The organism is Bradyrhizobium sp. 41S5, from assembly GCF_011516665.3.
Taxonomy (GTDB): domain Bacteria; phylum Pseudomonadota; class Alphaproteobacteria; order Rhizobiales; family Xanthobacteraceae; genus Bradyrhizobium; species Bradyrhizobium quebecense.
Window position 1 is genome coordinate 3,171,673 of the sequence record NZ_CP083721.1, and the last position, 21,825, is coordinate 3,193,497.

Sequence of the window (21,825 nt, forward strand, 5' to 3'; positions counted from 1 at the left end):
GCCGCTTCGAAGTGCGGATGCGACGTCATTCCGTCGAGTCAAAATCCTCCTCGGTCGCGCTCAGCATTCCCGCCAACGTCCGCAGGCCGAGGTCGAGTTGCTCCATCGGCGGCGCGGCGAGCGCGAGCCGCACCGCATTGGGCGCGTGTCCCGGCGTAGCGGCGAAGGTGGTCGACGGCGTCAGCGCGATGTCGCGTCGTGCCGCGGCCGCCACCAGGGTCTGCGAGCGCCAGTGCAGCGGCAAGGTCAGCCACAGATGATAGGATTTCGGGTTGGTCTGGATCTCGAAATCGGCCAGATGCTTGGCCGCGATCTGTTGGCGGCGGCCGGCGTCGATCCGCTTCAGCCGTGACAGCTCGGCGGCGGTGCCGTCGGCCATCAGCCGCTGCCCCGCGGCGAAGGCATAGCCCGACGCCGTCCAGCCGCCCGAGCGCACCGCGGCCATGATGCTTTCGCGCAGCCGCGGCGGCGGGACGATGAAGCCGAGCGCGAGGCCGGGCGCAACCTTCTTCGACAAACTGTCGAGCACGATGCAGCTGTCCGGCGCGAGCGCGGCCAGCGGCACCTCATCGTCGAGGAATCCGTAGACGCCATCCTCGATGACGACGAGGCCGAGCTTCTCCACCACGCGCAACAGCTCGGCGCGGCGCCCGGCCGGCATCGTGATGCTGAGCGGGTTCTGGATCGTGGGCTGGATGTAGAGCGCGGACAGATGCGCCTCGCGGTGCGCCTTCTGCACCGCGTCAGGGCGCACGCCGTGCTCGTCCATCGCAAGCGGCACCAGCGCGATGCCGAGCCGTGCGGCAATGCCCTTCACGAACGGATAGGTCAGCGCCTCGACGCCGCAGCGGCCGCCCGGCGGCACGACCGCGGCGAGCGCAGAGGCGATGCATTGCCGGCCATTGGCGGTGAACACGATCTGGTCGGGATTCGGCGCCCAGCTCTTGCGCGCGAGGAATTCCGCGGAGATCGTGCGCGCCGCCCGCGTGCCGAAACTGGTCGCCGGCCGCAGCGCGCCCTCGAGCACCTCGGGCCGCTCCAGCCCTTCGAGGCTCTTGGCGATCATCGTCGCCTGATGCGGCAGCAGCGGATAGTTGAATTCGAGATCGATGCGGGCGCCGCGCGGCTCGGTCGGAGCGGCAATGCCGCGTCGCGCCTCGCCGGATACGAAGGTGCCGCGGCCGACTTCACCGACCACCAGCCCGCGCCGCAACAGCTCGGTGTAGACCCGGCTCGCAGTCGAGACCGCGATGTTGCGGTCATAGGCGAAATGGCGCTGCGGCGGCAGGCGGTCGCCCGCCTTCAGCGCTCCACTGGCGATCTCGGCGGCCACCGCATCCGCCAGCTTCAGATATTCGAACCTCGACATTATTGCACCGAGAGCAATGTTTTACTTGCTCCGAGCAATGTACCGGATCATTTAAGAGGCAACAAGCCCATGATTGCACCGAGGAGCGCGCAAGCGATCCGAGGTTACGACGGCGCAGGTGTCGAAACGACATTTGCGTCAACGGCATAGCTTTGTCGTTTGGGCATCGAAGGAGATGACAATGACGACGATAGACTCAGCTGCGGCATCGCCCGCGCGGTCCAGCATGATGGGCGGATTGCTCCGATTGCTCCGAGCGTGGGGCGATGCGCTCGCGACCTATTGGGTGCGCCGGGAGGCGATCAAGACGCTGCGCCAGCTCGATGACCGGACGCTGCGCGATATCGGAATCTCGCGCTGCCAGATCGAGCCCGCCGTCGCCGGCGATCTCGATATGGAGCTGGTGCGGATCCGCTGAACAGAAGCGTGATGCGACGGCTTCGCGTGATCGGAGCAGTCGCATCGCAGACGGCTGTGATGGTTCGCTGCGCGGCTTTAACCAACCAGTGTTTGAGCGTGGCGAAGAACTGTTCGGATTGGGGCGCTTACGGACACTCGGTGCTGGTTGCAGCATTCACCGAAACTACACCAAAGAAGCGGAAGAACCCCGCTTTGTCACCGCCGTCGCTCCAAGGTTGTGACGCTCTATGCTAGCGTATTGGTTGCGTACGCTAGCGTTGTAGTTGGGGACCGATGGCCGCTCGCAAATTGTCGCAAGGGCAGGCCCAGACCCGGGAAGCGCGCCGCCGCTGGCATGAGGAGCGGTCGCTGCGGTGCGCCATCAGATTGGCCCGCATGGGTTATTGGGAGTCGCAGAGTGCCGCGGCGACCGATTTCTGGATATCGCCCGAGCTCGCCGACTTCTACGAATTCGAAACGGTCGACGGCTTCATCCCCGTCGCCACGGTGCGCGAGCGCTATCTGCCCGAGAGCCGGAAGGTTCTGGAGGCGCATTACGCGGCCTGCTGGGCGGAGGGGCAGCCCTATGCGGTGCGGACGAGGCTCCGCAGTCCCGATGGCAGCCTGCTCGACTGCGTGGTGCATGGCGAGTCGGAATTCGACGCGCGCGGTCAGGTCCGGCGCGTGTCCGGCATTGTCCGCGACGTCACGGAGGAGACCTCCGCGCTGCGGCGCCTGACGGAGAGCGAGCAACGGCTGGCCGATTTTGTCTCTACCGCCTCGGACTGGTGCTGGGAGAGCGACGCTGCCCACCGGCTGCTGCCGTGGACGAAGAAGCCGGTCTTCATCTGCCAGCCCAACACTAACAAGGCGACGACCGTCAGCAAGATAGTAAGAGCGAGCTTGGTTCGTGGGCTCATCGACGGAACTCGCTAGACCGTCTTTAGGTTGCATGAAGCAACCGAAGCAACTCTTAACGCAGAGCGATAAACTTCGAAATTTGGCGCGTTAGGTTTCCGCTTTGAGTCAAACTCGGAAGTCGGAACGCGCGATCGGGACGTCCGCTTCACTCCCGGCACCGGACCTTCAATGTCAGCGCGGCACTTCAGAGAGGGGCCAATAAGCGACATGGCCTGACCTGATTCAAACAGTTGATTTGGCTCAATATGCGTGTTCACCTATGGAACGATGCCTGTTTGTCGAGACGAAAGGCTTCTTGCTATGGTGAAGTACGCTCAATGGCCTGTGGCCCTCTGCTTTAGCCTAGCCGTATCGCCTGTATTTGCAGCGCCATCACATGCGCAGCAAAATTCGGTTACAGCCATCGACATTGCGCTGGAGCCGGACGCGACGATGATCAAGCATGCGCAGGCGGATAATGCCCGCTTGCTGAACAATTTCCCGAAGGGCTTCGCGCTGGATGCGACCCACAATCCGCACGTGACCTTGCTGCAGCAGTTTGTCTGCACCGCGGACCTTGAGCAGGTTTACGACGCAGTCAGCAAGGTATTTGCCAGCGAGAAGCCTCTTGGCTGGAAACTGAAGGCATACAAATACTATTACATCCCGGCGCCGCCAATCGGTCTTGCGGGTATCGTTGTCGAACCGACTGAAGATTTGCTTAGACTGCAGCAGAAAATAATCGACGCAGTCACTCCTTTCACCGAAAAGACTGGGACCTCGTCAGCTTTCATGAGCACCGAGGATGGCCGCGATATCCAAGAGTTCTTGATTGGCTACGTGGCGAATTTTGTGGAGATCGGGACCGGTAAGAAATTCAATCCCCACGTCACAATTGGTGTTGGCACCGAAGCCTATTTGAATGAGATGCTCGCCCAACCGTACGAGGCTTTCACATTCTCGCCAGCGGGCGCGTCGGTTTATCAGCTTGGCAGCTTTGGTACCGCTCGTAAGGAGCTGAAGGCTCTGGCTCTGAAGCCGTAATCGTCTTCGGAGAAGACGCGCAGCTTGCAGGCGCCCGGGTCCGATTGCTGACTTGTCATGGCGAACGTCCACCTCGAAAGGGAACCAACCATGCCCCCGAATGCCTTTTTCTCCGGGCTCAGCCGCCGCTCGCTGTTCTCGGCTTTGGCGATGCTTCCGGCATTTTCCGGAGCGATCCTTCCCATCTCCGCATCAGCGCAGACAGCAGCATCCACAGGCAGCCCGCTTCCTTCATGGAATGAAGGCGCGACAAAGCAAGCGATGCTGGATTTCGTAGCCGCCGTAACGCGAGAGGGGTCGCCGGATTTCGTGCCTCCCGCCCAACGCATCGCCACGTTCGACAACGACGGCACCCTCTGGGTGGAGCTGCCCGGCTCTACACAACTAACCTTCGCACTCGACCGTGTGAAGGCTTTGGCACCCATGCATCCAGAATGGAAAGACAAGCAGCCGTTCAAGGCCGTTCTCGAGAACGATATGGCGACGCTCGCCAAGACTGGCGAGCATGGGTTGGCGGAGTTGGTCTTGGCGAGCCACGCCGGAATGACGACGGAAGAATTTGAGAAGATCGTTGTTGACTGGCTCGCTACAGCCCGCCATCCGCGCTTCAAGCGACCATACACCGAGCTTGCTTATCTGCCGATGGTGGAATTGCTCGCCTACCTGCGCTCCAATGGGTTCAAGACGTTCATCATTTCAGGTGGCGGCATCGAGTTCATGCGCCCGTGGACCGAGCGGGTCTACGGTATTCCGCCGGAACAAATCGTTGGCTCCTCCATCAAGACCAAGTTTCAGATGCGCGATGGCAGACCGGAACTTTTCCGGTTGGCGGAGATGAATTTCATCGACGACAATGTCGGCAAGCCGGTCGGCATCAATGAACATATCGGTCGCCGTCCGATTGCGGCTTTCGGCAATTCCGATGGCGATCTGGAAATGCTGCAATGGACGACAATGGCCGCTGGCAGACGCTTCGGCCTGATCGTCCATCACACCGACGCGGAGCGCGAATACGCTTACGACAGGAAGTCACCCTTCGGCCGCCTTGACCAAGCTTTGGACGCCGCAGTTGTGAATAAGTGGACAGTGGTAGATATGAAGAACGACTGGAAGCGCGTCTTTGCTTTTGAGTAGCGGTGATGACCGTTCCGGGTCACACTCGGAAGTCGCGCGGCTTTTCGCCGACGTCCGCTCGGCCCCAGCGAGCAGACATCCGCTGATCATGGGGCTAGGTGCTCGAATTGATCTAGCGCAAGCTACAACCATAGGAATATACGACAGCATCACTGACACCGATGTCCGCGTTGGGTCAAAACTCGGAAGTCCGAACGCGCAACCGTAACGTGCGCTTTACCCCCGACACCTGACCCTGGATAGTCAGCAGAGCACTTCCGAAAAGTGCCACTAGGAGACATCGGCGCATGTTCACTTCACGTCTTCACGGTGACGAACCCTTCGCTCCACGCATCCTTGTCGACTTCCATCTCGCTAACTTGGAAACAGTCTGGGTAGTCGCGAAAGCCCTCAAATTGAAGCTTGCGCATTTTTGCTGCTTCCGCCTCGGCAGAGCTGCTGTAGACCCCGACGAGTTTATCTTCGGTATCGTTCTCATCTAGACCGTCTTCGCGCGGATAGCTGTGCCAAAGCAGAAAAACCGTACGCATTTTGGTGTGCTCGTCTTATAGAGGCCGACGAAGTCAGCTTAGGGTCTCATGTTCGCGCATGGCTGTGGCGTGCCTTGCAGCGCGCTTCTTCTGTGTACATCCCTAGAGGTTGGCTAACGCCAAGCTATTTGAGCTGGAGAGAGTCGGGACCGCGAACCTCAGTCCAGTGGGTGACGCCGAGTGCACTCGATAGCACTTGTATTACGACGGAGTTGTTGAGGACAGCATCTTTGGGGTGGTTCACCTGGACTCCCCTGATCCCGCTCCTCCAGACCGCGTCTGGTCTAACTTCCGGCTTTCCCTGCCACCAGCGGGTGAAATAGAAAACTCGCCACTCCTCGGCGGGGAGACGATAGCAGCCCTCAATATGGTCGCAATCTTCCGGGTAGTAACAATCGAAGCTGATCTCGGCATTCATTCAGAGCGCCACTGAGGCAGCACAATTGCCAAGCCGGTGACTGCCGGGGGAAGTACCCCAAAGGATGACCGTATGGCAAGTGGCCCGAGGTCCGTTGTCGGTCAAACTGAGACCTCGCACCGGCGGGTCGGCACTTCCGGTCTTCATTCGGAAGCGGACATCGTCACGGCCGTCCGGCATGTCTCAAGAGGGCCAACAGGCGACCTCGTCATTCGGTCTTATACATGGACAGTTCAACATCGATCCCTGCCTCACCAGTCGCCGCGGCCAGACCGGCTGGGACGATCAGAGACTTGGACAGAGACGAATTAGGGAAGGCGGTAGCTACGTCCAAGCTCGGCGTTCCAATCGACCCTTCGGAAACCAGCCGCGGGATGATGGCGCCGATTGATCTAACACAGTCGAGAGCGGCGGCCCATTGATCTCCACCATCTACGACGTCGATCTGAGCATATGCCAGCCCTGACGACTCTTCATACCGGTCGACTTGTAGTCCCAACGCGGCGGTCAGATCGGAACGCGAGAGGGACACGTCAGGTATCCGAATTACGATGCTTAGCGGCTGCGAGCTTGTAATGCTTCATTGTATTCCGGTTCTCGGGATATCCGCTATGGGTCAAACTGAGACCTCGAACCGGTGGGGCGGCACTTCCGGTCTTGGCTCCGATCCGGACATCGTCACGGTCGTTCAGCATGTCTCAGAAGGGCCATAACCGGACAGCAAGTGCCCTATCCATCCTTACCTTGATCGCGAACCATCCGCATCAAGCAGAGAGTTACACGGACACCTTCGGCGTAGCTGATGCTCGGGTCGATTGTTTGAGCGATAAGCCGAACTTCATCGACCATCGCGCGCCCGCGCTCCTCGTCCCCGCACCCCATAACTTCCCGAAATCTCTGCATGAGGTGGCGATCCAATGACATTTGACGAACCACGGGATCAAGTTCCTCCCGCGAACGCATCGGTGCTTGTGTAATCGGCAGACGCTCACGCGCCGCTTTCGGGTTACCAAGTGAAATGCCCTTGAGAACTCCCCTTTGGGATTTATCGTCTGTCGTAGCCGCAGGGTCCAAAAGCAACGAAGTCCAAGAGGGATCGAAGGTCTGTGAGGCGACCTTAGCACGGGAGCGTTGAGGACCACATTGGGTCAAACTGAAACCTCGCACCGGCGGGTCGGCACTTCCGGTCTCCATTGGGAAGCGGAAATCGTCACGGCCGTCCGGCATGTCTCGAGAGGGCCAACAACCGACGTCCCGCTTTGTCGCGAGGCCTCCCGCATTGGGCGGACCTCTTTGTTCGTCGATTTCGGCCGAAACCTGCCCAAGGAGGCGTTGAAATCCAAAAGCGGCTTGGCGCTCGGCGTGGTCGGGAGTAAATAGTGGTCGGGGTATGAGGCAGGATTAGAAATGGCCGACTGGATCGCAAGAGCGAATATCGAGCATTTCAAGAAGCTTCTTCAGACGGAGAAAGACCCAGTAAAGCGCAGTGTTATTGAGCGTGAACTGGCCGAAGAAGAACAGAAGTTAGCTGCCATCCTTAAGTCGCAGAATGAGAGAAAGAAGGGCTAGCTTCCGTCCATTCCCGCCAGTGCGTAGGATACACTTCTACGGGGTCGTTCGTGGTCGAGTTGACCCAACCCCGCAGGACACGACGGCAGGGAAAGACGAGTGCATGCGTGCCGGCAGGGTCGAGGACGGCAACCTCAAGCTCCCGATCAAACGGTGCAGTCGATATGGTCTGCCATTTCATTCGAAAATGTTCGGACGGCTTTGCCGCCAGCGCATTGATACTCATCAAATCTCACGCGTCAGCTGCGGCTCAGCTTGCCGGGCTCGCTTCGATCTGGAGTTTGCTCAGCTATTGCCGCTTACCGGCCAATTTCCCCGTTCTCACATTGATGAGATGGGAGCCGGAACAGGCCGGGCACTGCACAACGTCGTATTCGTCGGCAGGCGCGTTCTCGCGTTCCAGTCTATGCTGAACGTTCAAGCCGGTTTGCTCGCATTTGAAGATAATGTGCCTTGCCATGCCTGCCGCTTATCTCCGAGTTCAGCCGGAAGCAATTCCGGTTTGTTACTTAGGGGCAAGTCCGCAGACTAGAACGCGCGTTCGCTCCAAGTTCGCTCGCCGCATGTGCTGCACTCGAACATGCGGACGTGCCTGCCAGTGCGGATATTCAGCATGCTCCGGACCAAATCCTGCGGCTTGCCGCAGCGGCATGGTTTGACCGGCTGGTTTTCGATCTCTTGGATTTTCTGCCCGATTGCGCCCATGGACCTGCCTCCTCCAGCGAGGGCGACTCTTCAAGTTACAAAGTGAACACTTGTTCCTAGGGCGTGGACAGAATCGGGACGTCCCTTCACCCTCGACACCTGGCGGGCCGGCACTTCCGGTCTTCATTCGGAAGCGGACTTTGTCACGGCCGTCCGGCTTGTCTCAAGAGGGCCAGAAAGAGCCATCTCGCGGGCCGCTCCTACAAGCGGCCCGCGTCAGCTGCTATCTTACGGTTAGTCGCGAGCCAGCGCTCTCTGCGCCTCCATTTCGAGGGCCTCGTACGAAGCCTTTTCGACCGTGATGCCGACCGCCTGAATGGTTCCGCCATGGAATGTCCCGGGCGTCTTGTATTCCGCGCTGACGGCGTCGCCGCTGTCGTAGCCGACGCAGAGGCCGTCGCCCGACAAGGTGAACTTGGCCGCCTGCGTCTTCATTGAACTTTCGGCAACAACCTTGTCGTTGATGTACAGCTTCATTGTACCGACCGACTCCTTGTGAGGGCCAGCACCCGTGCGTGTGAACTCCATTCCGAGCGTGTACTTGCCGGGCTTCAGTGTCTCTTTGGAGACGAACTTCTGCTCGGGCTTGATGCCGAGGAAGTTGTACACGTAGTAGAGCTTGTGATCCTTGATGAACAGTGCGTGCCCGCCGAAGCGAGAGCCGTGGGCGAAGATCACGCCACCGGCATCCGCGTCCGATATCTCGACATTGGCGAGGATCTTGTACGAGCGATTGCGCACGTTGACGGCGACGCCTTCCGGCACCGGCGCCGTATCGGGGTAATAGACGTAACGGTCACGGATTGCTTCGGACGAGGGGCGCTCGATCAGCAGGATTTCGGACGCGGTTCGGTCATCAATCGGCAGAGCCAGATTGGCTCGGGCTTCCTCGTCCCATGCCTTCTTGAGCGCCTCTAGCTTCTCGGGATACTGCTTCGCCAGGTCGGTCGACTCCGAGCGGTCCTCGTCGACGTGATAAAGCTGCCATTGGTCTTGATCGAAGTGTCCCTTGCCGGTGAACGGGGCGTGGACCGCAGCAGCGAGCCAGCCGTCCTCCCACATCCCGCGAGTGCCGAGCATGGAGTAGAACTGCCGCTTCTTCTGGGTCGGCGCATGCGGCGCCGCGTCGAAAGTGTAGCGCATCGAGACGCCGGAGAGCGGGAACTGCTCCACACCGCGATAGACCTTGGGCATCTCGATGCCGACAACGTCGAGGATCGTCGGCACGATGTCGACCGAGTGGTGGTACTGGTCCCGAATTTCGCCACGGGCCTTGATGCCTTTGGGCCAGGAAATGACGAGCGGATCGGCCGTGCCGCCGGAATACTGCGCGTAGCGCTTGAACATCTGGAATGGCGTTGAGAATGCCACTGCCCATCCGGTGGGGAAATGGCCATAGGTGTCTGGTCCCCCCAGCTTGTCGAACAGTTTCATGTTCTCGGCCAGGTCATCGGGATAGCCGTTGAAGAACTTGTTCTCGTTGACGGACCCGTTCGGCGTACCCTCGCCCGAGGTTCCGTTGTCGGCGGCGTAGAGAACCATCGTGTTCTCGAGCTGCCCGGTCTTCGCCAGGTAGTCGACGACGCGGCCGATCTGCACATCGGTGTATTCCGACAATCCGGCCCAGACTTCGGCCATGTGCGAGAACAGTTTCTTCTCGTCCGCGTTGAGCGTGTTCCACGGGCGAACGGCATCTGCCGGGTTCGCCTGGGACTCAGGCATCGGGTTGATCGGCGTCAGCTTGGTGTCCTTCGGCACCACGCCCTTCTCGATCATGCGCGCCAGCACCCAGGTGCGATACGCCTCGTAGCCATCGTCGAACTTGCCCTTGTACTTGGCGATGTACTCCTTCGGGGCCTGGTGCGGCGCATGATTGGCGCCTGGATTGTAGAACATGAACCACGGCTTCGAGGGAGTCGCCGCCTGCTGATTGCGGATCATCTTGATGGCCTGATCGGCGAGATCCTTGGAAAGATGGTAGCCGTGCTCCGGCGAGGCCGGCGGCTCGATGAAGTGATTGTCCTCAACGAGGTCCGGGTACCACTGGTTAGTCTCCCCACCGATGAAGCCGTAGAAGCGCTCAAATCCCTGACCGAGAGGCCAAGTCTTGCGGTCGCCGCCCTCGGCAACATCCTGCTCCGGAACGTTATGATTCTTGCCTAGCCAGAAAGTGCTGTAGCCGTTGTCCTGAAGGACCTGTGCGATGGTCGCGGCTTGCGGCGGGATACGACCGGCCCAACCCGGAAAGCCATTGGAGGCTTCCGTAATGGCGGCCATGCCGTTCAAGGTGTGATTGCGGCCCGTCAACAGCGTGGACCGGGTCGGCGAACAGAGCGCTACCGTATGCCACTGCGTATAGGTGATTCCGTTTTGTGCAAGCTTGTCGAGCGTGGGCATGTTGATCCGGCCGCCGTAGGGCGACCAGGCGGCAAGCCCGGTGTCGTCGTAGAGGACGAACAAGATGTTCGGTGCGCCCGCTGGTGCCTTCTTCGGCGTGAATGGCCCCCAGTCGGCCTTCGAATCCCGAACATCGAGATTGATGGTGCCGTTGAAATCCTTGTACGGCCCCACGGGCTGTGGCTGCTGCGCCAATGCCCCCAGGGAGAATAGCGTGCCTAGCGCGCCAACCATCAGACGAGAAATGGACTTCGCGATTTTTCCGATCCCGCATTGGGTCGAGCATCTGCACGCGGCTTTCATTGTCATGAGACATCCATCGGCGTCGCCCACGCGGGGAGAACAGGCGAAGTTCTCACGATAGGCTTATGGGGATGGTTGGGCTTGATCTACGTCAAGCAAGGGTGATGGTCCGATATGGGAGCGGAAGCCGGAGCGCGCAGGTACGTTACGCAACCGTGGTACAGATAGCTGTCGTTCTATTTGTTCTGCTGCAAGTCAGACGTGAGCGCGTTTTGCCAGTCCGTCCAGTTGCGGATCCAGCGGCTGACGACCGCGAAAAATAGCCCGGTCGAGAGTCCAAACATGAGAGCGGCCGTCAAGGCCTCGAGCGGCGCGAACATCCGCCAGTGCGCGGGCAATGCGAGACCGCTGCCAATGGTCGTGTAGGCGCCTGCGGAAAAATAGAACGCAGACCCGAGATCGGGAAGGCAGCCTTGCCAGAAATAGAACAAACCCCAGACCGAAATCTCAGCCAGGTGGATCAGAATCAGCCAGCAAGCCAGCGCAATCACAGCTAACGTGACGCGCCGGAAGCCCGACGCGGACAAGGCGTGCGACCGCATGATGCACCGGAGCAGCGTGTCTAGCCCGACCGCGTGAATGGCTACGGTGATCACCACCAGACAAGCAGCGAACAGAACTGTCAGGAACATTGACGGTCGGCTTGTTTCGACAAATCAAACCTGTCGGGTGAGGGCCAAGGGGAGGGCGGGCCTTACTATTTGCTCCGATTGCGTCAGCGGGTCGGATGAAAACTCGGGAAGGCTGGCGGCAACCGCTCAGGAGTGAGCAAACCTCTTGAGCCGAAACGCCAGTGCAACCAGAATCACGCCCATAATCACGGCGTAAGTGCCGATGACCCAAAGCAATGCGAGCGCGCCGGCCCCCGGAGCCATCATGACACCGATACCGAACAGTACCGAAACGACGCCACCCAAAATCAGGTACCACTCGTCGTCGATCTCCTTGCGCAGCCTGATCGCGCCGACAACCTGAAACACACCGGTCGCGATCGCCCAGCCGCCGATGAAATACAGCAGCACAAGCGCTGTAAGACCCGGCATTATGAACACGAGGAGCCCCGTTGCAATGCCAAGCAGGCCGACAATGGCCAGCCACCAGCGTGGTGCCGGCGCGCCACCGGTAATGGCGGCAATTATCGCGAGCGCTCCATCAATCATCGCAAATGCACCGTAGAACATAATAAGCGTCAGCAGGGTCATACCTGGCCAGGCGAACGCGAGCACACCGAATATGATCGCGGCAATGCCGCGTAACAGAAGCACCCACCAGTTCTTCGCCAATGCGTGCACCATGACTGACCCAAGGCCCATTCCTGGCGGCCGGCCGATTTGCATCGTGCTCATGACAATCTCGCTCAAATTGGTTGGACCGCAGCGCTCCAGGCGGTCCTGATCCTGCGCAATGGCTATCTGTGACAGACGGAAAGCAATCAGTGTTGAGCTAAATCAACCGGATGTGTCCTAGCGGTTCGTCAACAAGAGCAAGCACTCCCGGCGTGTGGCAGCGCGCTGCGACAAACGCTGCCAATTGCCCCGCGTTCGTCCAACTCGCGTCAATCCGGTTGTGGCTGCGCGTTAATGAGTCCGCGTCCTGGTAGGATTAAAGCAGAATGAGATCAGGCTGCGGCCGCGAATAGGGCGCGTTCTCTCTCCCGCCTGCGACGCGTGGGGCGAGGGGACGCGGGCGCAATTTCGGAATATTAGAAGAATATCCCTGAGTTGCCCGACGTGTCAAGTCGCCTGGCCAACCCCCGGCCGCAGCCGGCTGCTTTGCATGGGGTTGTTTTCGATATTTTGGCAGCGCCGCTGTGACGGCCCCATAACTCGTCCCGCTTTAGTGCCGCACCACGAGCACCGAGCATTTGGCGTAGCGCACGACGTGGCCGGCATTCGAGCCGAGGAAATAGGTGCGCATCGCCGGGCGGTGCGAGGTCATCACGATCAGGTCGGCCTTCATGGTCGCGGCCTCTTCGAGGATCTCGTGATAGATGCCGCCCTGGCGGACCACGCCCGAGATGCGCCCCGGCGCGATGCCGGACTCGCGCGCGACGATGGCGAGCGCTTCTTCCGACGTTTCACGCTGCTGGCTGTCGAAATCCGCCGGAACATATTCGGCGAGCATCACCGGCGTCATCGGCAATACGTTGAGCAGACGCACCGCCCCGTTCCAGGTTTGCGACAGCGTCGCAGCGGTTGCGATCGCAGGCTTCGCCAGATCGGTATCGGCGAGGTCGATCGGCACGAGAATGGACTTGTACATCTGCGCCTCCTGTCCGCGATTGGTCTGGAGCCGTTTGGTCCCTGTGCCGGGACGCGCGCCTTCTTTTTCTTGGAGTAGCTTGTCGTGTCGCCGCGAACCGGTCCCCGTGTCGCGCCGAGATCAATATAGCATGGCAGGGCGGCGCTGTCCGCTTGCGGTCAGCCGCGCGAGGCCTGCTTCAACAGTTTAGGGCTGACGAACAGGATGAGCTTGCCGCGCCGGAAGGAGACGTCGTTCCAGTCGTCGGTCGCGAAGTCGAACACGGCGAGCCCCGAGGTCGGCAGATTGTCGCCGAGCGCGCGCTTGGCCGCCTCGTCGCCGCTGCCGGTCAGCGTCAGCGCGAGCTCGTGCATGCCGGGATTATGGCCGATCAGCATCAGCCGCTTCGGGTCGGTGACGGAAGCCATCCGGATCGCGGTCAGCAATTGCGCCGGATCGGCGCCGTAGAGTTCCGGCACGAATTCGACTTTCGGCGCAGGTCCGGCGCCCTTCAGCGCCTCGCGCACGATCTCCCAGGTCTGCGTGGTGCGGACCGCCGGCGACACCAGCGCCAGATTGGGCAGGGGCGGATGGCGGGCGATCCAGCCGCCGATCTCCGCCGCATCGCGGTGGCCGCGCTCGTCGAGACGACGGTCCTGGTCCTGCCCCGAAGGCGCGTCGGTTTCGGTCTTGGCGTGACGCAGCAGCAGTAAACGGCGCATGGACTTCCATCTCGATTCGGTCTGGTCGAATTAAATTCTACAGGCGCATGCCCTGGACAAGGTGACAAGCGCCGCAGCGGTTCGTAAGAAACGACATGAGCGAGACTTCCACAAGTGCGGCAGACGGCCCCGACGAGGCGGCTTCGCCGTTCCGCGACCGTCTGGCGTTCGACCTCGACGTCGACATTTGCGTGGTCGGGGCGGGGCTGGCCGGCCTGACCGTGGCATGCGAGGCGGCGCGGCTTGGTGCCAGCGTCGCCGTGCTCGAGGGCCGCCAGGTCGGCTGGAATGCCTCCGGCCACAATCTCGGCACCGTGATGCCGGGTTTCGGCCTGCCGATAGCGGATCTGATCGAGCGCGTCGGCCTCGATGATGCCCGCGAATTGTGGGCGCTCTCGAAAGAAGGCGCCGATTATGTTCGCGCCACTGCCACCGAGGAGCTGATCCCGGGCATCAGGGCGAGCGACGGCGCGCTGGAAGTCTCCAATGTGGATGCCGGCGAAGCGCTGATCAGCCGCCTGCAGACGTTGGGCGAGGAATTTGCCACCGAAGTCGAAGGCTGGCAGGTCGATCGCGTGCGCAGCGTGCTGCGGACCGGCCGCTATTTCCACGGCATCTATTATCCGAAGGCGTTCCAGATCGACGGCCGCAAATATGTGCACGGTCTCGCCGCGCTGGCGATGCGGGCGGGCGTGCGGATCTTCGAGGAGACGCCGGTCGTGAGCATCGATTTTTCCGGCATCCGCAAACGCATCGTGACGCCCACGGCGCGGTTGCGCGCCAACCATATTGTCCTCGCCGGCAACGTCCATCTCGGCGCACCGCTGAAGCGCTTGTCGGATACGCTGCTGCCGGTGTGGCGCTACGCGGCGTTGACCGAACCGCTCGGGGAACGGCTGGCGGAGGCGATCGTCTTTTCCGGCTCGGTCGTCGACAGCGACGGCATCGACCATTTCCGTGTCGTCGATGGCGATCGCCTGTTGTGGGCCAGTCCCGAAACCACCTGGGACGCGCGGCCGAAGCGGCTCGGTGCGGCGGTGCAGCGTCGCATCGCCACGGTGTTTCCTCAGCTCGGCAAGGTCCCGATCGCCGACACGTTCGGTGGCGCAGTCGGCGTCACCGTGCATGGCATGCCGCAGATCGGGCAGTTGCGCAGGGGCCTGTGGGTGGCGAGCGGCTTCGGCCGGCAGGGGCTCAACACCTCGGCACTCGCGGGACAGTTGATCGCGCGCAGCATCCTGTGGGGCGACGACCGCTGGCGGCTGTTTTCGCCGTTCGAGCTGGTCTGGGCCGGCGGCACCACCGGCCGCATCGCCGGTCATTTTATCAGCCTGTGGGCGAGGGGCGCCGCGTCCGCGGCGGGCGTGCTGGCGCGCTACCGCGAGGGTGCACGTGCGAAGGAGCGCCGCCGCGAGGCGCGGCTGGCCGAGGCCAATCTCAAGGCGGGAACCCGGGGACCGCCGCCCCGCCGCCCGCCGCCGTCGTCCGTGCGGCCGGTGCCGCCGCCCGCGCCCCGGCAGGTTGAGGGCGGTGAGCCGCCGTCTGCCCATCCCTCGCAAGAAAGTGAGCGGATCTCGGACGGGCGGATGTAACGTCTGGCGGCGGGGTTCGTATTTGGTGACGAGCCAGTTTGCCAGTCTTGTTTCGCCAGCTTTGGCCGCCCGCATCGGAGATGATTGATGATCGATCGCCGCATCCTGCTTGCTTCCGTCGCCGGCCTGTTCGGCCTCGCCGCCTTCCGCTGGCTGCGCGCCTCGCCGGCGCAGGCCGCCGAGAAATTCGAGATCGAGAAGACCGATGCCGAATGGCGGGCGCAGCTGACGCCGCAGCAATACGAGATCCTGCGCAAGGAGGGCACCGAACGGCCGGGATCGAGCCCGCTGCTCAAGGAGCACCGCAAGGGTACCTTCGCCTGCGCCGGCTGCGACCTGCCGCTGTTCTCGTCCGAGACCAAGTATGAGAGCGGCACCGGCTGGCCGAGCTTCTGGAAGCCGCTGGACAATGCGATCGGCACCACGTCGGACCGCACCTTCGGCATGCTGCGCACCGAGGTGCATTGCCGCCGCTGCGGCGGCCATCTCGGCCATGTCTTCGACGACGGCCCGAAGCCGACCGGGCTGCGCTACTGCATGGACGGTTTTGCGCTGGTGTTTCACCCGGCCGACCCTTCGGCGATCTGACGCCTACAGCGTTTTCGAGCGAAGGGTTGGCGTCAAGAAAACGCGTCAAACCGAAACGGAGGAGCGCGGTCAGAACTGCGCTCTGTCCCGGCAATTGTTGCCTGCCCGGCAATTGTGCCCCGGTTAAACGGCCGGGGCTTTTTTTTCAAGCGCATGATTTTGTTACGTTTCGTTTCGTGGCACGACCTTTGCGACATGCTCCGCCGATGCGGCCATTCCTGTGATTGCCAGCCGCCGGGAATCGAATTGGAGAACATGTCATGGGTATCTTCGGCGCTCTTACGACGGCTGTCGGTGGCTTGCGCGCAGGGTCGTACGCGCTCGAAAACATCTCCGGCAACATCGCCAACTCGCAGACCACGGCGTTCAAGCGCATCGATACCTCCTTTCTCGACCTCGTTCCGCAGACCGCGCTGACCGCCCAGCTCGCCGGCGGCGTCACGGCGCAGTCTCGCTCGACCAACTCGGTGCAGGGCGACGTGCAGTCGGCGTCGGTCGCGACCTTCATGGCGATCAACGGCAACGGCTTCTTCGCGGTGCAAAAGCCGGGCAGCTTCACCGACGGCTCGCCGGTGTTCGACGGCGTCGACCGCTACACCCGCCGCGGCGATTTCCAGCTCAACAAGGACGGCTATCTCGTCAACGGCGCCGGCTACTATCTCGAGGGCGTGCCGATCGACCCGACCACCGGCAACCCCTCGGGCTCTTCGCCGCAGGTGCTGCGGTTCAAGAACGACTTCCTGCCGGCGCAGCAGACCACCAAGATCGACTATCGCGCCAACCTCGCGTCCTACCCCCTGACCACGACGCGCGACACCTCGGTTCCGGGCTCCGAGCTGATCCGGCCGGGCGCGTTCAGCGCCGGACATAATCCGCTGGTGCTGGGCACGCCGGCCGCGCCGTATACCGATTCTTCTGTCACCGGCACCGCGCAGAACAACAAGGCGACGCCGTCGGTGGCCAATACCGCAGCGACCCTGCTGTCGGGCGCGGCGGGCAGCGATTCGATCAATGCCAATTTCAGCGCCGGCTCGGCCGGCCCCCCGGTCGTGCCGGCCGACACGATCACGGTCAACGGCACCGTCATCACCTTCGTGGCTTCGGGCGCGACCGGCAACCAGCTGAACGTCACCGACAGCATCGGGACGCTGCTCGCCAAGATCGACTCGATCACCGGCACCGCGACGCCATCGACGATCAGCGGCGGCAAGATCACCCTGCATTCCGGCACGTCGGCCGACCTCAACGTGACGAGCTCGAACTCGACCGCGCTCGCGGCGCTCGGCTTCACCGGCTCGGCGGTTGCGACCCGCGGCGGCGGCGGCACCGTGGGCACTGGCCAGGTCGTCGGCAACGACAACTCGACCTTCCTGAACGAATCCGTCTCGGGCGGCGCCGTCACGGCTTACGACGTGTCGGGTGCGCCGGTGAACCTGCAATTCCGCTGGGCCAAGACCGACAGCTCCTCGCTGGGCTCCGGACATACCGATAGCTGGAACCTGTTCTATCAGGTCAATCCCAATGCAACCGGCACGCAGGTCTCGTGGCAGAACGCCAACATCAACTTCACGTTCGCGTCGAACGGCCAGATGTCGCCGGCGATCTCCTCGGTCGCGCTCAACAATGCCGTCGTCAACGGCGTGTCGCTCGGCAGCCCCGTGATCAATTTCGGCTCCGGTGGTGTGACCCAGTTCGCGGACGCCAACGGCAACGTCCAGGTCAACCAGATCCAGCAGGACGGTTTCCCGGCCGGCCAGTTGCAGTCGGTCAGCGTCTCGACCAACGGCCGCATCGTCGGCAACTACACCAACGGCCGCAATATCGACCTCGCCGAAATCTCGGTGGCGACCTTCAACGGCACCAACTTCCTCAAGCGCATCGACGGCGGTGCGTTCGAGGCGACCGACGAGTCCGGCGCGGCGTTGTTCGGCAAGGCCGGCACCATCGTCGGTTCGTCGCTCGAGAGTTCGAACACCGATATCGCCGACGAGTTCACCAAGCTGATCGTGACCCAGCAGGCCTATTCGGCCAACACCAAGGTGATCACGACGACCAATTCGATGGTGCAGGACCTCCTGAACGTCGTGCGCTGATCGCATCTGACATGCGCGTGTGAAGCAGTAAAGGCGAGTACACATCATGGGTTTGAGCCAAGCCCTTTCCACCGCGATGTCGGGCCTGCGCGCCACGCAGGCCTCGCTCTCGCTCGTGTCGTCGAACGTCGCCAACGCGGAGACGCCGGGCTACGTCAGGAAGACGCTGAACCAGGATACCGGCACCACCGGCCAGTTCGGGTCGAGCGTTCTCATCACCGGCGTCAACCGCCAGCTCGACGAATTCCTGCAGACCCAGCTTCGCACCGAGACGTCCGGCGCGTCCTACGCCGACGTCCGCTCGAGCTTCCTTGCCAATCTGCAGGGCGTCTACGGCAATCCCGACTCCACGGGTACGATCGAGGACGCCTACAACAAGTTCCTGACCGCGGTGCAGGGCTTGTCGACCAGCCCGGATTCGCAGTCGGCCCGGATTGGCGTCGTCAATGCCGCGCAATCCATGGCACAGCAGCTCAACGCGACCTCGCAGGGCATCCAGACGCTGCGCGCCAACGCCGAGGCCGGCATCAGCGACTCCGTCAATACCGCCAACAATGCGATGCAGCAGATCGCGCGCCTCAATGTGCAACTGCAGGCCAACGGCGGCACGACCGACGCCTCGACCGCGGCATTGCTCGATCAGCGCGATCGTTACGTCACCCAGCTTTCGCAGCTGATGGACATCCGCACCGTCACCAACAGCCAGAACCAGGTGACCGTGTTCACCAATTCCGGCGTGCAGCTGGTCGGCACCGAAGCGGCGACGCTCAGCTTCAACGCCCAGGGCACGATGACGCCCAACACGCAGTACAACACCGACCCGACCAAGAGCACCGTCGGCACCATCACCATCAATTTCCCGCATGGCGGCACCTATGACATGGTGTCGACCAACTCGATCCGGTCAGGCAAGATTGCCGCCTATCTCGAGCTCCGCGACAACACGCTGGCGCAGGCCCAGACGCAGATCGACCAGTTCGCCGCCGCGATGTCGAGCGCGCTGTCGGACAAGACGACGGCGGGCACCGCGGCGACGGCGGGGGCGCAGTCCGGCTTCGACCTCGATCTCTCGGGGCTGCAGAGCGGCAACACCATCCACGTCTCCTACAAGGACAACACCACCGGCATCACGCACAATCTGTCGATCGTCCGCGTCGACGATCCGAGCGTGCTGCCGCTCAGCAACACCGCAACCGTCAATCCGAACGACGAGGTGCTGGGCGTGGATTTCTCCGGCGGCATGAGCTCGGTGCTGTCGCAGCTCAACGGCGCGCTCGGCGGAACCGGTCTGCAATTCTCCAATCCGTCCGGGTCGACGCTGCGCGTGCTCGACGACGGCGCCGCCAACAAGGCCGACGTGACCGCAGCATCGGTCACATCGACCGTTTCGTCGCTGACGTCGGGCGATCCGCAGCTTCCGCTGTTCACCGACAATGGCGGGCTCTACACCGGCGCGATCACGGCGAACGGCTCGCAGTCGACCGGCCTTGCCGCACGCATCAGCGTCAACACCGCCCTGGTCGGCGATCCCTCGCGCATGGTCGTGTACTCGACCAATCCGCAGACGCCGGCCGGCGACACCACGCGCGCCAACCTCATTCTGAACCAGCTGTCGAACGCGTCGTACAGCTATTCGCCGAAGACCGGCCTCGGCACGTCGGGCGCACCGTTCACCGGCACGCTGTTGAACTTTGCCAAGCAGTTCATCAGCCAGCAGGGCGAATCGGCGACGGCGGCCAAGCAACTGGCCGACGGTCAGGACGTCGTGCTCAATACACTGCAGAGCAAGATGGACTCGACCTCCGGCGTCAACATGGACGAGGAGATGGCGCATCTGCTGTCGCTGCAGAACGCCTATTCCGCCAATGCGCGCGTGATGTCGTCGATCAAGCAGATGTACGACGCGCTGCTGCAGCTCACGTGAGGGTAACATGTCGATCGACGGCGTAAGCGGCAGAACTTCCTATATCGGCACCACGATCCTCAACCTGCGCAGTCAGCTAAACGACCTCACGACGCAGCTTGCGACTGGCAAGGTATCGACGACCTATGCCGGGCAGGGGCTCGATCGCGGCTTCGCGCTCAGCCTGCGCGCGCAGATCAGCGGCATCAACGCGTTCTCGGACACGGCCACCAACCTCAACACCCGCCTGAGTGTCGCCAACCTCACCCTGCAGGGGCTGTCCGACGTCGGGACCCAGGTGAAGAACGCCGCGACGACCGCGACGCTGACGCTCAACAACAGCGGACAGACGTCGGGCCAGATCACGGCGCAGGCCGCGTTCTCCAATGCGGTCGCGATGCTGAACAGCCAGTCGGGTGACCGCTATCTCTTCTCCGGCCGTGCCATGGACACGCCGGCCACGGTGTCGGCCGACACCATGATGAAGGGAACGGCAACCCAGGCCGGCCTCACCCAGTTGATCAACGAGCGCAAGCAGGCCGATCAGGGCACCAGTTTGATGGGACGCCTGAGCGTCTCGTCGCCGCCGGCGACCACGACGGTGACCAGCGTCGCCGAGGACGGCTCGCCGTTCGGCCTGAAGCTGCTGTCGGTGCAGTCGTCGTTGACCGGCGCCACCGTGACGCAGCCGGCCGGCACGCCGAAGTCCACCTCGGTCGATCTCGGCGCCGTCAATCCCAAGGATGGCGACAAGATCAAGTTCAACTTCACGCTGCCCGACGGCACCACCGATGCGATCGAGCTCACGGCGACGACCACGAACCCGCCGCCGGCCGGCTCGTTCCTGATCGGTGCCGACACCACGGCGACGACGGCCAACCTTCAATCGACGCTGACCTCGTCCATCAAGACGCTGAGCGACACGTCGCTGGTGGCGGCGTCCGCGGTCGCGGCATCCAACAACTTCTTCAATCCGGTCGCGACCGTCGCGGGCGCCGCCGTCAACAACCAGAACACGCCGCCGGCGCCGATCAGCGGCGCCACCGCCCTTTCGGGCGCGGCGGGCTCCGACTCGCTGTCGACGAGTTTCGCGGCCGGCGACACCATCACGGTCAACGGCACCCCGATCACCTTCGTTGCCTCGGGCGCCACCGGCAACCAGGTCAACGTCACCGACAGCGTGCAGACGCTGATGGCGAAGATCGACCAGATCAGCGGCACCAAGAACCCGTCGAGCATCAGCAATGGTGCGATCACGCTTCACGGCGCCGATGGTCAGAACCTCTCGATCTCGAGCTCGAATACGGCCGCACTTGGTGCGCTCGGCATCGCCAACAACACGACCGCAACCCCGGCGCCGCTCCGGGTAGGGGGACCGCCATTCGATACCGCGACCAACCTGGTCGCTGGCACGCCGGATAACACCGTGTACTGGTACACCGGCGAGAACGGCCCGGGATCGGCGCGCGGCACCGCCGTCGCGCAGGTCGATCAGTCGATCACCGTGCAGTATGGCGCGCGTGCCAACGAGCAGGCGTTCCGCTACCTGCTGCAGAACGTCGCGGTGTATGCGGCGGTCACCACCAACGCCAGCAACCCGAATGCAAGCGCGCAGGTGACGGCGCTCGCGCAGCGCGTCAGCGGGAATCTTGCGCCGCAGAACGGCCAGCAGCAGATCCAGGACGTGCAGGCCGAGTTCGCCGGCGCGCAGACGGCGACCAAGGCGGCCACCGATCGTCAGACCCAGCTCAAGGCCATGGCGGAAACGATGCTCGACTCGGTCGAGGGCGTCAATCAGGACGAGGTCGCGACCAAGATCCTGGCGCTACAGACCAGCCTGCAGGCGTCGTACCAGACCACGTCGATGCTTTATCAGACCACGCTGTTGAAATATCTGCCGATCGCCTGATCGCTTGCC

General features: G+C 62.4%; 17 protein-coding genes. 10 read left to right on the top strand and 7 right to left on the bottom strand.

Going from position 1 to position 21,825, the window contains the following annotated elements; all coding sequences use genetic code 11:
• Positions 1-25 precede the first annotated feature (25 nt).
• Positions 26-1,369 (bottom strand): aminotransferase-like domain-containing protein, encoded by a 1,344-nt coding sequence (locus tag HAP47_RS14850; RefSeq protein ID WP_173637592.1) that lies wholly within the window; start codon positions 1,367-1,369, stop codon positions 26-28.
• Positions 1,370-1,550: 181 nt separating this feature from the next.
• Here HAP47_RS14850 and HAP47_RS14855 point away from each other — a divergent pair, with 181 nt between their 5' ends.
• From HAP47_RS14855 to HAP47_RS14870, 4 genes are all read left to right on the top strand, one after another.
• Positions 1,551-1,787 (top strand): DUF1127 domain-containing protein, encoded by a 237-nt coding sequence (locus tag HAP47_RS14855; protein ID WP_173637591.1) that lies wholly within the window; start codon positions 1,551-1,553, stop codon positions 1,785-1,787.
• Positions 1,788-2,062: 275 nt separating this feature from the next.
• Positions 2,063-2,704 carry a hypothetical protein gene (locus HAP47_RS14860; RefSeq protein ID WP_231168885.1) on the top strand — a complete coding sequence of 214 codons (642 nt, stop codon included), beginning with the start codon at positions 2,063-2,065 and terminating at the stop codon, positions 2,702-2,704.
• Between the two features lie 285 nt (positions 2,705-2,989).
• On the top strand, positions 2,990-3,712 hold the full coding sequence (locus HAP47_RS14865) for a 2'-5' RNA ligase family protein (protein WP_173637590.1): 723 nt from the start codon (positions 2,990-2,992) through the stop codon (positions 3,710-3,712).
• Between the two features lie 90 nt (positions 3,713-3,802).
• A complete protein-coding gene (locus tag HAP47_RS14870; RefSeq protein ID WP_173637589.1) occupies positions 3,803-4,846 on the top strand; it encodes an HAD family hydrolase in 1,044 nt (347 codons plus the stop codon).
• 296 nt (positions 4,847-5,142) lie between these two features.
• Here HAP47_RS14870 and HAP47_RS14875 read toward each other — a convergent pair whose 3' ends face one another.
• Entirely contained in the window at positions 5,143-5,376 is a 234-nt protein-coding gene (locus HAP47_RS14875; protein ID WP_173637588.1) for a DUF7336 domain-containing protein, read from the bottom strand.
• A 1,825-nt stretch (positions 5,377-7,201) separates the two neighbouring features.
• On the opposite strand from HAP47_RS14875, the gene HAP47_RS14880 reads away from it, so the two are divergent.
• The gene (locus HAP47_RS14880) at positions 7,202-7,363 is read left to right on the top strand and encodes a hypothetical protein (protein ID WP_173637587.1); all 162 of its coding nucleotides are present in this window, start codon (positions 7,202-7,204) and stop codon (positions 7,361-7,363) included.
• A gap of 939 nt (positions 7,364-8,302) precedes the next feature.
• On the opposite strand, the gene HAP47_RS14885 is transcribed toward HAP47_RS14880, so the two are convergent.
• From HAP47_RS14885 to HAP47_RS14905, 5 genes are all read right to left on the bottom strand, one after another.
• The gene (locus tag HAP47_RS14885) at positions 8,303-10,798 is read right to left on the bottom strand and encodes an arylsulfatase (RefSeq protein WP_210285215.1); all 2,496 of its coding nucleotides are present in this window, start codon (positions 10,796-10,798) and stop codon (positions 8,303-8,305) included.
• Between the two features lie 146 nt (positions 10,799-10,944).
• Complete coding sequence (locus tag HAP47_RS14890; protein WP_173637586.1) at positions 10,945-11,400, bottom strand: ion channel; 456 nt, start codon at positions 11,398-11,400, stop codon at positions 10,945-10,947.
• A gap of 126 nt (positions 11,401-11,526) precedes the next feature.
• Complete coding sequence (locus tag HAP47_RS14895; RefSeq protein WP_173637585.1) at positions 11,527-12,114, bottom strand: HdeD family acid-resistance protein; 588 nt, start codon at positions 12,112-12,114, stop codon at positions 11,527-11,529.
• 490 nt (positions 12,115-12,604) lie between these two features.
• Positions 12,605-13,030 carry a universal stress protein gene (locus HAP47_RS14900; RefSeq protein WP_021077991.1) on the bottom strand — a complete coding sequence of 142 codons (426 nt, stop codon included), beginning with the start codon at positions 13,028-13,030 and terminating at the stop codon, positions 12,605-12,607.
• Positions 13,031-13,188: 158 nt separating this feature from the next.
• Positions 13,189-13,731 (bottom strand): SixA phosphatase family protein, encoded by a 543-nt coding sequence (locus HAP47_RS14905; RefSeq protein ID WP_173637584.1) that lies wholly within the window; start codon positions 13,729-13,731, stop codon positions 13,189-13,191.
• Positions 13,732-13,826: 95 nt separating this feature from the next.
• Here HAP47_RS14905 and HAP47_RS14910 point away from each other — a divergent pair, with 95 nt between their 5' ends.
• The 5 genes from HAP47_RS14910 (at position 13,827) to HAP47_RS14930 (ending at position 21,816) form a co-directional block, all read left to right on the top strand.
• A complete protein-coding gene (locus HAP47_RS14910; RefSeq protein WP_173637583.1) occupies positions 13,827-15,323 on the top strand; it encodes an NAD(P)/FAD-dependent oxidoreductase in 1,497 nt (498 codons plus the stop codon).
• Between the two features lie 87 nt (positions 15,324-15,410).
• Positions 15,411-15,911 (top strand): peptide-methionine (R)-S-oxide reductase MsrB, encoded by a 501-nt coding sequence (msrB, locus tag HAP47_RS14915; protein WP_173637582.1) that lies wholly within the window; start codon positions 15,411-15,413, stop codon positions 15,909-15,911.
• A gap of 260 nt (positions 15,912-16,171) precedes the next feature.
• Positions 16,172-18,004 carry a flagellar hook-basal body complex protein gene (locus tag HAP47_RS14920; RefSeq protein ID WP_173637581.1) on the top strand — a complete coding sequence of 611 codons (1,833 nt, stop codon included), beginning with the start codon at positions 16,172-16,174 and terminating at the stop codon, positions 18,002-18,004.
• A 46-nt stretch (positions 18,005-18,050) separates the two neighbouring features.
• Entirely contained in the window at positions 18,051-19,928 is a 1,878-nt protein-coding gene (gene flgK, locus HAP47_RS14925; protein ID WP_173637580.1) for a flagellar hook-associated protein FlgK, read from the top strand.
• A 7-nt stretch (positions 19,929-19,935) separates the two neighbouring features.
• Positions 19,936-21,816 carry a flagellar protein gene (locus HAP47_RS14930; RefSeq protein ID WP_173637579.1) on the top strand — a complete coding sequence of 627 codons (1,881 nt, stop codon included), beginning with the start codon at positions 19,936-19,938 and terminating at the stop codon, positions 21,814-21,816.
• Positions 21,817-21,825: the final 9 nt, after the last annotated feature.